Source organism: Mesorhizobium sp. WSM4310, assembly GCF_007003935.1.
In the GTDB taxonomy this organism is placed as follows: Bacteria; Pseudomonadota; Alphaproteobacteria; order Rhizobiales; family Rhizobiaceae; genus Mesorhizobium.
On record NZ_VFTA01000001.1, the window covers coordinates 242305 to 255959 of the forward strand.

14 protein-coding genes are annotated in these 13655 nt (G+C 61.7%); 5 read left to right on the plus strand and 9 right to left on the minus strand.

Going from position 1 to position 13655, the window contains the following annotated elements; translation table 11 throughout:
• Positions 1–2 precede the first annotated feature (2 nt).
• The 3 genes from FJV80_RS01110 to FJV80_RS01120 are packed head-to-tail and all read right to left on the minus strand — an operon-like array spanning position 3 to position 874.
• Positions 3–164 carry a hypothetical protein gene (locus tag FJV80_RS01110; protein ID WP_019856863.1) on the minus strand — a complete coding sequence of 54 codons (162 nt, stop codon included), beginning with the start codon at positions 162–164 and terminating at the stop codon, positions 3–5.
• A gap of 32 nt (positions 165–196) precedes the next feature.
• On the minus strand, positions 197–574 hold the full coding sequence (locus tag FJV80_RS01115) for a hypothetical protein (RefSeq protein WP_095771135.1): 378 nt from the start codon (positions 572–574) through the stop codon (positions 197–199).
• Between the two features lie 12 nt (positions 575–586).
• A complete protein-coding gene (locus FJV80_RS01120; RefSeq protein WP_095771134.1) occupies positions 587–874 on the minus strand; it encodes a hypothetical protein in 288 nt (95 codons plus the stop codon).
• A 286-nt stretch (positions 875–1160) separates the two neighbouring features.
• Here FJV80_RS01120 and FJV80_RS01125 point away from each other — a divergent pair, with 286 nt between their 5' ends.
• From FJV80_RS01125 to FJV80_RS01140, 4 genes are read left to right on the plus strand one after another with little or no spacing between them, the layout of a single operon-like run.
• Positions 1161–2294, plus strand: coding sequence for an aminomethyltransferase family protein (locus FJV80_RS01125; protein WP_142875342.1), 1134 nt, complete (start codon positions 1161–1163; stop codon positions 2292–2294).
• A 41-nt stretch (positions 2295–2335) separates the two neighbouring features.
• Positions 2336–2932, plus strand: a complete 597-nt coding sequence (locus FJV80_RS01130) for a dimethylamine monooxygenase subunit DmmA family protein (protein ID WP_142875343.1) — start codon at positions 2336–2338, stop codon at positions 2930–2932.
• Complete coding sequence (locus tag FJV80_RS01135; protein WP_142875344.1) at positions 2929–3894, plus strand: PDR/VanB family oxidoreductase; 966 nt, start codon at positions 2929–2931, stop codon at positions 3892–3894. Before FJV80_RS01130 ends, FJV80_RS01135 begins: the two co-directional genes overlap by 4 nt.
• A 9-nt stretch (positions 3895–3903) precedes the next feature.
• Positions 3904–4944: a DUF3445 domain-containing protein gene (locus FJV80_RS01140; RefSeq protein WP_095791258.1), complete on the plus strand. Its 1041-nt coding sequence runs from the start codon at positions 3904–3906 to the stop codon at positions 4942–4944.
• Here the strand turns inward: FJV80_RS01140 and FJV80_RS01145 are convergent.
• Positions 4941–5654: an XRE family transcriptional regulator gene (locus tag FJV80_RS01145; protein WP_064983208.1), complete on the minus strand. Its 714-nt coding sequence runs from the start codon at positions 5652–5654 to the stop codon at positions 4941–4943. The two genes, FJV80_RS01140 and FJV80_RS01145, sit on opposite strands and share 4 nt — an antisense overlap.
• A gap of 260 nt (positions 5655–5914) precedes the next feature.
• On the opposite strand from FJV80_RS01145, the gene FJV80_RS01150 reads away from it, so the two are divergent.
• The gene (locus FJV80_RS01150) at positions 5915–7273 is read left to right on the plus strand and encodes an NAD(P)/FAD-dependent oxidoreductase (protein WP_095771128.1); all 1359 of its coding nucleotides are present in this window, start codon (positions 5915–5917) and stop codon (positions 7271–7273) included.
• An 18-nt stretch (positions 7274–7291) separates the two neighbouring features.
• On the opposite strand, the gene FJV80_RS01155 is transcribed toward FJV80_RS01150, so the two are convergent.
• From FJV80_RS01155 to FJV80_RS01175, 5 genes are all read right to left on the minus strand, one after another.
• The gene (locus FJV80_RS01155; protein ID WP_142875345.1) at positions 7292–9271 is read right to left on the minus strand and encodes an ABC transporter permease subunit; all 1980 of its coding nucleotides are present in this window, start codon (positions 9269–9271) and stop codon (positions 7292–7294) included.
• Entirely contained in the window at positions 9268–10341 is a 1074-nt protein-coding gene (locus FJV80_RS01160; protein ID WP_095791442.1) for a glycine betaine/L-proline ABC transporter ATP-binding protein, read from the minus strand. The genes FJV80_RS01155 and FJV80_RS01160 overlap by 4 nt, the downstream gene beginning before the upstream one ends.
• A 77-nt stretch (positions 10342–10418) precedes the next feature.
• Entirely contained in the window at positions 10419–11393 is a 975-nt protein-coding gene (locus tag FJV80_RS01165; RefSeq protein ID WP_095791260.1) for an ABC transporter substrate-binding protein, read from the minus strand.
• Between the two features lie 420 nt (positions 11394–11813).
• Positions 11814–12578, minus strand: a complete 765-nt coding sequence (locus tag FJV80_RS01170; protein WP_095791261.1) for an SDR family oxidoreductase — start codon at positions 12576–12578, stop codon at positions 11814–11816.
• A gap of 87 nt (positions 12579–12665) precedes the next feature.
• Positions 12666–13463, minus strand: a complete 798-nt coding sequence (locus FJV80_RS01175) for a DUF427 domain-containing protein (RefSeq protein ID WP_246688874.1) — start codon at positions 13461–13463, stop codon at positions 12666–12668.
• Positions 13464–13655: the final 192 nt, after the last annotated feature.

Below are 13655 nucleotides of genomic sequence, written 5' to 3' on the forward strand. Positions count from 1 at the left end.
ACTCAAATCCGGTGTTTCTCGGAAACGGCTTCAAGCTCGCCTTCGCGTGACGAGGTCAGAACGTCTTCGGAATAGGTCGTGTCGACCTTGAACCAGTCGTAGAGCATCCACAGGGCGAGCACGATCGAGATGCCCCAGCATGCGTAAGAGAGTGAAATCCACATGGTGCGTCCCCGATTGCTTGTCTTCGGAACTCTTACTTGTCGTTGAATTTTTCGTTGATGACGTCGCGATATTCGCGGTCGGAGGCTCGGAACAGGAAGACGAAATAACCGATCAGCACCGCCGCCATGATGATCAGCGTCGGCCAGTCGATGACATAGTGGAAGCGATTCTGGATGATGTCATGCGCAGTCTCGGGTGTGTAGCCGAGCTTCTCCCAGATGGCTGCCATGGTCGGGTTCTGGCCAAGCGCTTCCCAGGTCTTGGCATCGAGCGCGTCGATGGATTTGGCGGCTCCGGCAAGGCCGAGCTTCAGCGGCAGCCACAACGCCACGAAGATGGCGACAACCACGACGACGATATCGAAAACCTGGCCGGCCTTGCTCTGCTCCGGCGGCGTATAGCGGGACATTTCTTGTACCCCTCAGGACTGGCGGTTGCGGGATGCGTCGGCGTTCTTGATGTCGAGGCCGTAGATGAAGTCCTTGTCTTCCTTGTAGTGTTTGACCATCGCCAGGATCGCGGCCGTGTTGAAGATCAGCACGGCGGCGGCGGCGATCGCGACGACGGCCTTGATGCCGGCGTGCGGGATGTACGGCCATGTCATGAACAGGACGAAGAGGATCGTCGCCCACAGGCAGACGATCAGCAACGCGGATCCGCGCAAATCGGAACGGTACAGCGCCTCGATGCGCTGCTGCAGGTCTGACATCGGTTTGTCCCCTTTTTTCGACGCCCGGTTCCGAATCCACCTTGCGTCGCTCTCTTTCAAGAGAGTGAAATTTTTTTCATAAATTCAGACCGTTTACCGCAATTGTCAAGACGAATTTACGCTGAGTTAACTGTTTGCTTGGGGCGGTCAATTTTGCCTGACAATGAAATTATTTGCATTCAGGGGATTGCGGCTCTCCCGCGTTTGCGGTCAATATTCGCTCCAAAGCTCCGGCCACCGCGCCAAGGAGCGGGGAACAGTGGATTTTTGAACGGAGGACGAGCGGATGACGGCATCCTGGAGATTTTCGACCCTGGCGGATCGCCATCGCGCGCTGGGTTCGAAGCTCGAAGACTGGAGCGGCATGGGCACCGCCTGGACCTACGACAAGGATGCCGACGAGGAGTACATCGCCATCCGCACCAAGGCCGGGCTGATGGATGTGTCGGGCTTGAAGAAGGTGCACATCGCAGGGCCGCACGCCTCGCATCTCATCGATCTCGCGACCACCCGCGACGTGGAAAAGATCTACCCCGGCAAATCGGCCTATGCCTGCATGCTGAACGAGGCGGGAAAATTCACCGACGACTGCATCCTCTACCGCACCGGCCCGAACAGCTGGATGGTCGTGCATGGCTCGGGCACCGGCCATGAGGAATTGCAGCGCGCCGCGATGGGCCGCGATGTCTCGCTACGCTTCGACGACAATCTGCACGATCTGTCGCTGCAGGGACCGACCGCGGTCGACTATCTGGCCAAGCATGTGCCGGGGATTCGCGACCTGAACTATTTCCATCACATGCAGACGCAGCTGTTCGGCTTGCCCGTCATGATCTCGCGCACCGGCTACACCGGCGAGCGCGGCTACGAGATCTTCTGCCGTGGCCAGGATGCTGGCACGATCTGGGACAGGATCCTCGAAGAGGGCAAGAGCGCCGGCATCATTCCGTGCCGTTTCACCACGCTCGACATGCTGCGGGTCGAAAGTTATCTGCTGTTCTATCCCTACGACAATTCGCAAAAATATCCGTTCGAGAATGAAGGCCCCGGCGATACGCTGTGGGAACTCGGCCTCGACTTTACCGTCAGTCCCGGCAAGACCGGCTTTCGCGGAGCCGAGGAACACTACCGTTTGAAGGGCAAGGAGCGCTTCAAGATTTTTGGCGTGCTGCTCGACGGCAAGGAGCCGGCCGACGAAGGCGCGCCGGTCTATCGCGACGGCAAGAAGGTCGGCGTGGTGACCTGCGCGATGTATTCGCCGCTGGTCAAGAAATCGATGGGCATCGCCCGCCTCGACGTCGACTGCGCGGTCAAGGACACCAAGCTCGAAATCCGCAACAAGAGCGGGTCGATCAAGGCGACGGCGCAGCCATTGCCGTTCGACGATCCCAAGAAGACCAAGCGCACGGCGAAAGGCTGAGGCATAATCAACAGCGAGGGGTTCGAGGCACGAAGATTTAAATGGCAGCAAAAAGCATCATCAGCCGGCCGGTCTACGGAACGCTCTGTCCGCAGCCCGGCAAACACCATCTTTTCATCGCCGATGCCGAAGGTGCGCTCGCTATTTCAGACATGGCCGCAAAAGCGCCTGCCGGGTTTTTCGATGGCGCCGAAATCGACTTTATTCCGGGGCCGGACAACAAACACGTCGCCGCCCTCGAAGCGCTGAAGCCGGCGCAGTTTCATCAGGCACCATCCTTTGCCAGCCTGCTGCCGAGGCTGAAGCAGACGCTGGGCAATGCCCATATGGGCCTGCGCCTCTACCTCGCCGGCACCGAGGGACTGATCGGCCAGGCCATGCAGGTGGCGCTCGAAGCCGGCATCGACCACACCTCCATGCAGACGGAGCATCGTGGCTCGCTGGCCAGGCGCATGCAGTGCGTTCACTGCAAGGGCATCACCGAAAACGTCACGACACAGCCAGCGACCTGTTCGCATTGCGGCTTGCTGCTTCTGGTGCGCGATCACTATTCGCGGCGGCTGGCGGCTTTCCAGGGCGTCTGCATCAATGCCGAGGATCGCTCGGAGATTCCTCCAATGGAGGAGGCCTTCCCATGAGCACCGGCACCACAAAACTCGATGTCGTCGTCAGCGACGTCGTTCCGGTCAACGAACTGGTCACCCGCTTCCATTTCCGCAGGCGCGACGGCGAGCTGTTGCCGACCTTTTCTGGCGGCGCCCATGTCGTGGTCGAGATGCGCGACGGCGATCGCACCCGGCTCAATCCCTATTCGCTGATGGGTTCGCCGCTCGACACGCGCGAATACACGATCTCGGTCCGCCGCGACGATGTCGGGCGTGGCGGCTCGCTGTTCATGCACCGGTCCGTCAAGCCGGGCCTGGAGATGGTGATCAGCTATCCCGTCAATCTGTTCTCGCTCGACTTGCGTGCCAGGAAACACCTGATGCTGGCCGGCGGCATCGGCATCACGCCCTTCATGGCGCAGACCGCGCAACTGGCGGGCGAGGGCGGCAATTTCGAACTGCACTACACCTGCCGGACCGCCTCTCTGGGCACTTATGCCGACGTGCTGCGGGAGCGCTACGACAGGCGCATCAGGCTCTACCATGACGACCGTGACGAGCGCATCGATCTTGATCGATTGCTGTCGACGCAGCCGCTCGGCACGCATCTCTATGTCTGCGGCCCGGCCGGCATGATCAACTGGGTGCGCGACCGCGCGGCCGCGTTGGGCTGGCCATCGGAGGCCGTGCATTTCGAGCATTTCGCGGCACCCCAGCCCGGACTGCCTTTCGATGTGACGCTGGCCGTCAGCGGCAAGTCGATCCGCGTCGATGAACAGCAGAGCCTGCTGGAAGCCATCGAGGCGGCCGGGGTCGATCCGCCCTATCTCTGCCGCGGCGGCGTCTGCGGCCAATGCGAAACCAATGTCATCTCTTACGATGGCAAGTTCATCCACAACGACCACTGGCTGAGCGAGGAAGACCACCGCTCGGGCTGCAAGATCATGCCGTGCGTGTCGCGCTTCGAGGGCCGGTCGCTGGTGCTGGAAAGATAGGAGGCGAGCTTGGGCATCACCTTTCGCAAGGAAACCTTCCGCGACGACTTCACCTTCAGGAACAGCCCGGAGCACATCAGGCGGTTCCCGTTCCCGTTCCATGAAGACGCCTACATGTATGCGGTCAACATCGAGCCGCATGTCGTCGGGCCGAGGGGCAGCGTGCTGGAGAATCTGATCGATGTCGACGAGCACTACGTCGCCGAGATGCAGGACCGCGCTTTGGTGCTGGCCGAGGATCCGCTGCGCTGCCAGTCGCTGCCGCATATGACGCTGGCCGGCTGGGATCTGCTCGAACTGCTGATGGAACAGCAGGCGCTGGGCTATCCCGAGCATTTCACGCTGACGCGGGACGGCGACCGCTGGCGCTGGATCAACCGGCCGCTCGGCATCGACGACACCTTCACCTTCGGCGACACCTCGACCCTGCCTTACGGTCCGATGGAATACATCACCCGCCAGAGCCAGGGCGATTTCTGCATCCTCGACCAGCGCGACGGCAATCTGTGGATGGATGCCGGCATGGTCACCACCCAGGCCGACTGGTCGCTCGATTTCGACATCGGCATGAATTTTTTCGAGTGGCACGCACCGGTGCCGCTGGCGCATGAGAAGGGCATTTTCACCAGGGCGCTGAAATTCCTCACCAACATCCAGCAGGGTAAGCCGGCGCGGCGCCTCAACTGGACGATGACCATCAATCCGCGCCTCGATACCAGCCCGGAAAATTACCACAAATGGGGTCCGGACCGGACAACCGTGACGCCCGAAAATGTCGGCGACAAGGTGCATCTGCGCGTCGAGCTGCAAAGCTTCTGGCGGCTGCCGCGCTCCAACGGCATCGTCTTCCCGATCCGCTGCTACCTGATCAAGATGGACGAACTCGTGACGCAGCCGAAATGGGCGCGACGCCTGCACCGCGTCATCCGCGACCTGCCCGAGGAACTCGCCACCTACAAGGGCCTCACGCGCTATCGGCCGACGCTGGTCGAATGGCTGTCGAAGCTGGACGACGGGAGCGCGACCAGCCCGGGCTTTGGGCCTGATTAGCCCGCGCTGTTCTGCGGATAGCAGATGATCGACAAATACCGCATTGGCAGTTTCGTCAGTTGCTCCGGCCCGTGCGGCGCGTCGGCATCGAAGAACAGGCTGTCGCCGGGCTTCATCGGGTAGAGGTTGCTGCCGTGCCGGTAAACGACTTCGCCCTCCAGCATATAGAGGAACTCCATGCCCTCATGCTGGAAAGTCGGGAACACGTCCGAATCTTCGGTCAGGGTGATCAGGTAGGGTTCGACGACGACGCCGCTGGTGTTCGACCCGATATGGCCGAGCAGATTGTATTGATGGCCGGCGCGCGTGCCGCGGCGCTCGACATCCAGCCCTTCGCCGGCCTTGACGAAGACGGCGCTGCGCTCCTCCTCGAAGCGGCGGAAGAAGGCGGTGACCGGAACGCCGAGCGCCCGCGACAGCGCCTGCAGCGTGGTCAGCGACGGCGAGGTGATGCCGTTCTCGATCTTCGACAGCATACCCAGTGAAATGTCGGTCGCGACGGCGAGATCGGCGACGGTGATGCCGAGCTTCTTGCGGAACGCCCGCACCTCGCGGCCGATGGCCACCTCCAGCACCTTCTCGCGTGTGTCGCGGATGGCGTGCGGGTTCTGCGTCAGTGGTGCGCGGATGGTCTTGCCGTCCGCCGAGACCTTTGGCTGGGGCTTCGGCTTGGCGCCGGCAAGCCCGGCCTTGGAACTGTCTTTCGCCATGTCGCCCCCGGACTTCGCGGATCTATTTCACTCAAGGTGAACATGTCAGGTGGCGATACAGCAGCGCGGCTGTGTCGGCAAGCTGTCTTAAGTCCATCGGACGATCCCATGATTCTGTCCGCGAAGGTTTTTCGCCAGGAATCCTTTGCGGGCAAACGCCGTTCCCGCAGATGTCTGTTGACAGCACCGAAGGGCCAATTAGTGTCACTGTCAGTGAAATTTGTTTCGCTGGGGAAATCAAAAATGAGGAGGCCCTGGAAATGAAAACTCGTGTTGCCGTCATCGGCGCCGGACCGTCCGGCCTGGCACAGCTCAGGGCCTTCAAGTCGGCTGAAGACAAGGGCGCCGACATCCCCGAAATCGTCTGCTTCGAAAAGCAGTCGGACTGGGGTGGCCTGTGGAACTACACCTGGCGCACCGGCCTCGACGAGCATGGCGATCCCGTGCATGGCTCGATGTACCGCTACCTCTGGTCGAACGGCCCGAAGGAATGCCTGGAATTCGCCGACTACACTTTCGAGGAGCATTTCGGTCGGCCGATCGGCTCTTATCCGCCGCGCGCAGTGCTGTGGGATTACATCAAGGGCCGCGTCGAAAAATCGGGCCTGCGCAAATGGGTGCGCTTCAACAGCCCGGTGCGCATGGTGACCTTCTCGGACGAAACCAAGAAATTCACCGTCACCGCGCATGACCGCGCCAACGACGTCACCTATTCCGAAGAGTTCGACAACGTCGTCGTCGCCTCAGGGCATTTCTCGGTGCCCAACGTTCCCTATTTCGAGGGTTTCGCCACCTTCAACGGCCGCATCCTGCACAGCCATGATTTCCGCGACGCCATGGAATTCAAGGGCAAGGATATCCTGATCATTGGCCGCTCCTATTCGGCCGAGGACATCGGCTCGCAATGCTACAAATATGGCGCCAAGTCGATCACCTCCAGCTATCGCTCCAAGCCGATGGGCTTCAGATGGCCGGAGAATTGGAAGGAAGTGCCGCTCCTGCAGAAGGTCGTCGGCAAGACCGCCCACTTCAAGGACGGCACGTCAAAGGATGTCGACGCCATCATCCTGTGCACCGGCTATCTCCATTCCTTCCCCTTCCTCACCGACGACCTCAAGCTCAAGACCGCCAACCGCATGTGGCCGCTGGATCTCTATGAAGGCGTGGTGTGGGAAAAGAATCCGAAGCTGTTCTATATCGGCATGCAGGACCAGTTCTATACCTTCAACATGTTCGACGCGCAGGCCTGGTTCGCCCGCGACGTCATCATGGGCCGCATCAAATTGCCGTCGGCCGAGGCGATGGCAGCGCACGGCGCCAAGTGGCGCGCCCGCGAGGAAACGCTGGAAGACGCCGAGCAGATGATCTGGTTCCAGGGCGACTATACCAAGGAACTGATGGACCAGACCGACTATCCCGGCTTCGACGTCGAGGCGGTCAACAAGACCTTCATGGAGTGGGAACATCACAAGGCGGAAGACATCATGGGCTTCCGCGACCACGCCTACCGCTCGCTGATGACCGGCACCATGGCGCCGTTGCATCATACCCCCTGGCTGCAGGCGCTGGACGATTCGATGGAGAGTTATCTCGAGGTAAAGGGCGTGGCGGCGGAGTAGCCGCGGCGCATCTTCTGCCTATCCCAGCCTTGCCCGAGCCTTCGCCGTCCAGGCGTTGAACAGCCGGTCGGCGACGATGCCGATGAAGGCGATGGCGAGGCCCGCGACGATGCCGCGGCCGGAATCGGCCTTGGACAGCGCGATGAACACCTCCTGGCCGAGATCGCGCGTGCCGACCATGGCGCAGATGATGATCATCGCCAGCGCCATCAGGATGGTCTGGTTGACGCCGAGCATGATCTCCGGCAGCGCCAGCGGCAATTGCACGCGAAAGAAGGTCTGGCGCGGCGTGCAGCCCGACACCTTGGCCGCCTCGATCAGAGCCGGCGGCACCTGTCTTATGCCGTGATCGGTGTAGCGGATCGCCGGCACCACGGCGAAGGCTATCGTTGCAATCATGGCGGTCACGTCGCCAACTCTGAACAGCATCACCACCGGGATGATGAAGCAGAAGGACGGCAGTACCTGCAGCGTGTCGATGATGGGCGTGACGATCTTCTCGAAGCGGTCGCTGCGCGCCGCCATCAGCCCGATCGGGATGCCGATCAGGCAGGCGATGAAGGCCGAGATGCCGCAAAGATAGACCGTCGCCATGGTCTTTTCCCAGAGCCCGGTGACCGCGCAGAAAGCGGTCAGCGCTGCGACCAGGGCCGCCAGGCGCAGGCCCGAGAGCTGATAGCCGGCAAGGCCGAGCAGGAACACCGCGCCCAGCCACGGAAAGCCTTCGCAGAAGGCGCGCACCGGGTTGAGCACGTTGAGGATCAGCGCAACGCGAAAGGCTTCGATGGCATCGAAGAAGTTGATCGTCACCCAGTTCACCGCCGCCTTCCACAGCGGCGCGGTGGTGAAGGTGATCGCCTTCGGCACCGCCGCGAAGGCCGGCACGAACAGGCCGAGCAGCGTGATGACGGCAAGGATGGCGATGGCCAGCGACAGATTGGGATAGCGCCGCCAGAAGCTCGGGCTCACCGCCTGATGAACATAGCCCTTCGCCTGCTTGTGCGCGATGGCCTGGCTCAGCCGGTCGAGCGCGATCGCCAGCGCCACAATGGCGAGACCAGCTTCCATCGCCTCGCCAACCTTCAGCGCGCGCAGCGCCAGAAGCACGTCGTAGCCGAGGCCGCCGGCGCCGATCATCGAGGCGATGATGACCATGTTGAGCGCCAGCATGATCACCTGGTTGACGCCGACCATCAGCGTCGGCCGCGCCGAGGGCAGCAGCACCCGCCACAGTTTCTGCCGCGCCGTGCAGCCGGCCATGTCGCTGAATTCGCCGATCTCCAGCGGCACGCGGGTGAGGCCGAGCATCGTCGCCCGCACCATCGGCGGCGTGGCGAAGATGGCGGTGGCGATCATCGCCGACACCGGACTGTTGCCGAACAGGAGCAGCATCGGGATGAGATAGGCGAAGGTCGGGATCGTCTGCATCAGGTCGAGGGCAGGGGAGACGATAAGCCTCTCCGCCCAAGGCTTGCGCCAGGCCCAGATGCCGGCGAACAGGCCGGTGACGATGCAGAACGGCACGGCGATGGAGATCAGCGCCAGCGTCAGCATGGCGCTGGTCCATTGGCCGAACAGCGCGATGTAGAGGAAACAGCCGCCGACCAGCAGGCTGAGTTTCCGGCCGCCCACGGCATGCCCGGCGAGGAAGGCGACAGCGCAGACGCCAACCCAGGACAGGCGCGGCAGGACATAGGCATCCGCGCCGTGGCCGATTTTGAAGTTCTTCGCCAAGAGATTGAGCGCGAAATCGAGCGGCACGCCGAGGACCGCGGTGATCGAGCGGGTCAACCATGACAGGTTCGACTTGATCCAGCCCATCAGCGCGCTGACCCAGTCGGCGACGGGCACGACGGCGTTGGCCGGATAGTCGACAGCCCAAGGGACGCTGTCCTGCAACAGGAACACCAACAGCACGGCGGCAAGGGCCGCCGCCCAGACCAGCAGCCAGCGCTGAAGCGGCGGCCTCGGCTCGCTGGCGCTTGCCGTCACCGTCATGCGTCGGCTCTTGCGTGCTCGATGCCGGCCAGCAGGTCGATGACCGCTTGCGGCGTCACTTCGCCGATCGGCTTGCCGGTGCCGTTGACCACGGCGAACGGCTTGCCGGCTGAAACGATGCTTGCCGAGAAACTGGCGATCTTGGCATCCGGCGAAACCGTGCCACCATGCTCCGAACCATCGCAGGCACGCATCAGGCTGTACGCGGAAATCACCTTGGCGCGGTCGACGTCGCGGGTGAATTCTGCGACATAGTCGGTCGCCGGATTGACCACCAGCTCCTCCGGCGTGCCGATCTGGATGACCTCGCCATCCTTCATGATGGCGATACGATCGGCCAGCCGGATGGCCTCGTCGAAATCATGGGTGATGAAGACGATGGTCTTGTGCAGCATGGTCTGCAGCCGCATCAGCTCGTCCTGCATTTCGCGGCGGATCAGCGGATCGAGGGCGGAGAACGGCTCGTCGAGGAACCAGATCTCCGGTTTGGTCGCCAGGCTGCGGGCGATGCCGACGCGCTGCTGCTGGCCGCCGGACAATTCGCGTGGGTAGAAATGCTCGCGGCCGCGCAAGCCGACCAGATCGATGACCTCGCGGGCGCGCGCCTCGCGCGTTGCCCGGTCCTGCCCCTGGATGCTGAGCGGAAAGGCGATGTTGTCCAGCACATTGAGATGCGGCAGCAGCGCGAAATTCTGGAACACCATGCCCATGCGGTGGCGGCGCAATTCGATGAGCGCCGCATCGGAAATCTTGAGCAGGTCCTTGCCCTCGAATTCAATCTTGCCATGGCTCGGCTCGACCAGTCGCGACATGCAGCGCACCAATGTCGATTTGCCGGAGCCCGACAGCCCCATGATGATGAAGATCTCGCCCTGGCGGATTTCGAGATCGACCGCGCGCACGGCGCCGACCAGTCCGGCAGCAGTGACATCGGCCATGCTGGCCTTGCCGTCGCGCTCGCGGATGAAGCTGGCTGCGTTCACTCCGAACAGCTTCCACACATTGCGGCAGGCAAGCTTTACCGGGCGATCGTTGGTGCCTGGTTGTGTCGATCCCTGTTCAGTCGTCATCCAATCATCCTTCTGGAACATCAAGACCTGAGACCCGGCCGATCAACGGCCAGGCCCCATTTTTCCAGTCGGAACGATCACTGCGCCCAGGCTTTCCAGTCTGCCTCATGCGCGGCGATCCAGGCGGCGGCGACATCTTCCGGCGTCTTGCCGCCGAGATCGATATCGCCGCTCATCTTGTTGAGCTCGTCGGTGTCGATCGTGAAGGCCTTGGCCACCTTATAGGCGACCGGCCATTTGTCCTTCATGCCGGACCAGGAGTATTTCCAGATCTCGCCGTGCGGCTTGCCGCAATCATATTTGGCGTCGGGGTTCACGCCCCACTTCGGATCATTATAGCATTCGGGCGTGTATTCCGGGAATTGCACCCACTCGCCCTTGTACTTGGCCGGCGCCCAATGCGGCGAATAGATCCACAGCATGATCGGCGCCTTGCGCTGATAGGCGGAATCGAGTTCGGCGAACATTGCCGCATCGGTGCCGGCGTGGATCACGGTGAAGGGCAGTTTCAGCGCCGCGACACGCTCGTCGTCAAAGCCTTCCCAGGTCACCGGGCCGCCGAGATAGCGCCCTTTCGGTGCGGTCTCCGCCGTCGAGAACGACGCCGCGCATGTCGGGTCGAGCAAGGCATGCCAGTCCGGCAGTGTCGGGCATTTCTCCTTCATATATTCGGGAAACCACCACTCTTCCTTGGCCTTGGGTCCAAGCTTGCCGAGGCGCTCCGTCTGGCCAGTCGCATCGGAGGCCTTCATCGCCTCGCCGGCAGTCGTGTCCCAGAATTCCAGACCGACATCGAGGTCGCCATTGGTGAGGCCTGTGGTCAGGCTGGAGAGATAGTCGGCGGTCGGGTATTCAACGGTATAGCCGAGCTTTTCCAGGATGCCGCCGAGGATCTTGGCGTTGAGATTGACGCTGGTCCAGTCGAACAGCGCGATCTTTATCGGGTCATTGGATTCCGGTGCGGCGGCCCGGGCGGAAGGTGTGAGCAGGCTTAACGTTGCGAGCGCGACGGCGCCAATCGATAGTTTTGAAACTCGACTGCGAAATGACATGCTTGTTCTCCTTCAAGCTGTGACGGTTATCGGTCGTTCCCTTCTTGCGGCTTTTCTTGATTGTGTTGGAAAGGCGGTTCGCTGCGCAAGGCCGTCGGCGCCAAAATTGTCGCCCTGGCTTGGCCAGCGCAGGCAAGATGGTGCTCAATTCTCGTGATGATGGAATATGGCGTCCGCGTCATGGCTGCCGACGGACCGCTGGTGGAGCGACCATCCGCGGATCAATTGCCAGTCTTGCGGCGCCCTGCAAGGTGCAAGCCATCAAGGTCCCATGATCTCGGCTGTCGGCATGGCAAGCCCCATCTCGCCAAGCCCTTTCATGGGATGAAATTATATATACCAACGTTCATCTTACGCAACGACTAACGCTTCGCAGATGCACAAATTGAGACTGCAGGCGAAGTTCGGCGAGATGCGGCCCTACCAGCAGACGTAGCCGCCATCGACGATCAGGTCGAGGCCGGTGACGAAGCTCGACGCGCGGCTGGCCAGGAACACCGTCGGCCCGACCATTTCCTCAGGCGCTGCCATGCGTCCCATCGGCGTGTCGCGCTTGAAGATCTTGATCTCCTCCGCCACTTCCGGCCGCTTGTTCATCGGTGTCAGCGTATAGCCGGGGCTGATGACATTGACGCGCAAGCCCCGGTCCGCCCATTCCATTGCAAGGCTCTTCGACATGTGGATGACGGCGGCTTTCGACGAATTGTAGTGCGCCTGCGTCAATCCCCGATTGACGATGGTGCCGGACATCGAGGCGATGTTGATGATCGAGCCTTTGCGGCGCGCCAGCATCTTGCGGGCTTCGGCCTGGCAGGACAGGAAAACGCCGGCGACGTTGACCTCGTGCACCTTCTGCCACTTATCGAGCGACAAGGTCTCGGCCGGTTCCGAACCGGCGATGCCGGCATTGTTGACGGCAACGGTCAATGCACCGAGTTCGACCTCGACGCGATCGATTGCCGCCGCCAGATCGCTCTCCGAAGTGACCGTGCCGGTCAGCACCAAAGCCTTGCGCCCGAGTGCCGTGATTTGGTGCGCGGTTTCTTCCAGCCCGCCTTTCGATGCATGACCGAAACACGCGACGTTGGCTCCTGCCTCGGCCAATCCAATTGCGATTGCCTGGCCAATGCCGCTGCCGGCACCGGTAACCAGCGCGACATCGCCGTCCAGCTTGAAAAGATCCATCGATAGCCCTCCCGTTTCAGGGAAGGTATGCGCTGCGCCATGTTTCGATCAAGCGCTCAATGCGCAAGCCGGCAGGGGCAGCGATGCCTAGAAATAGCCGTCCGACGCAGCGGTGGCTTCCTTCGGGATCTCGACGCCGTCGACCAGGATCTTGTCGACCAGTTCGTGGTGGAAGCAGACCAGTCCCTTGATGCGCTCGGCCTCATGCACCGGCTCGGGATAGTACCAGACGAGATTCTCGTGCCGCTTCTTGGGCGTCGTCACGTGATAGTAGTTGGAGATGCCCTTGTAGGGGCAGCGCGAAATGTAGCGGCTGGGCGCGAACATATCGAGCCGCGTGTCCGAGATCGGCAGATAGTGGCGCACCGGATGGCCGGTTTCGAACAGGAACATGCCGCGGCGTGAATCGGCGACCTGTTCGCCGTCTAGGATGACCTGCACCCGTCGCGAGGAGGGCAGGCAGTCGACCCGGCGGAACGGATCGCGGGCGTGGACGAAGATCTCTTCGTCTTCCTCATACCAGTGCGTCATCTTGGGCCAATAGAAGGACATGTGGTCCGAAAGCAGGGGCGATCCCTTGACCGGATCCAGATAACGCCAGGCGGCATCCTCGACCAGCGTGATGCCGGTGTTCAGCGAATAATGCGTGGCGACGCCCTTGAACGGGCTCTCTGTCGTCGTCCTGCTCGGCAGCAGGAACTCCTCGCGCACGTCACTCACCGGAAAGTAGTAAACCGGCAGATGATCGGATTCGTAGAGCACCAGCGCCTTGGTCGTATCGGCGACGATCATCGATCCCACCTGCACACGCAGCCGCTTCTGCATCGGCATGGTGAAGGCGACATAGCCCGGCTCGAACTCATACTGCACGATATTGTCGAGCAAGGGGAAATGCGGTCCGCGACCGCGCAAATGAGGCTTGCGAATGGTAGTCTCCCGTTTCTTGTCTTTTGTCATCGAGCGTTGGCGCACAGCGAGATGAACCTGCATTGAGCCATGGTGCCGCTGAGGGTTTCCGGGCGGCGGGTTTTCCGTGCATCGAGCCGCTCGAACGATGGCCCCCCATCGCTCTTCGCA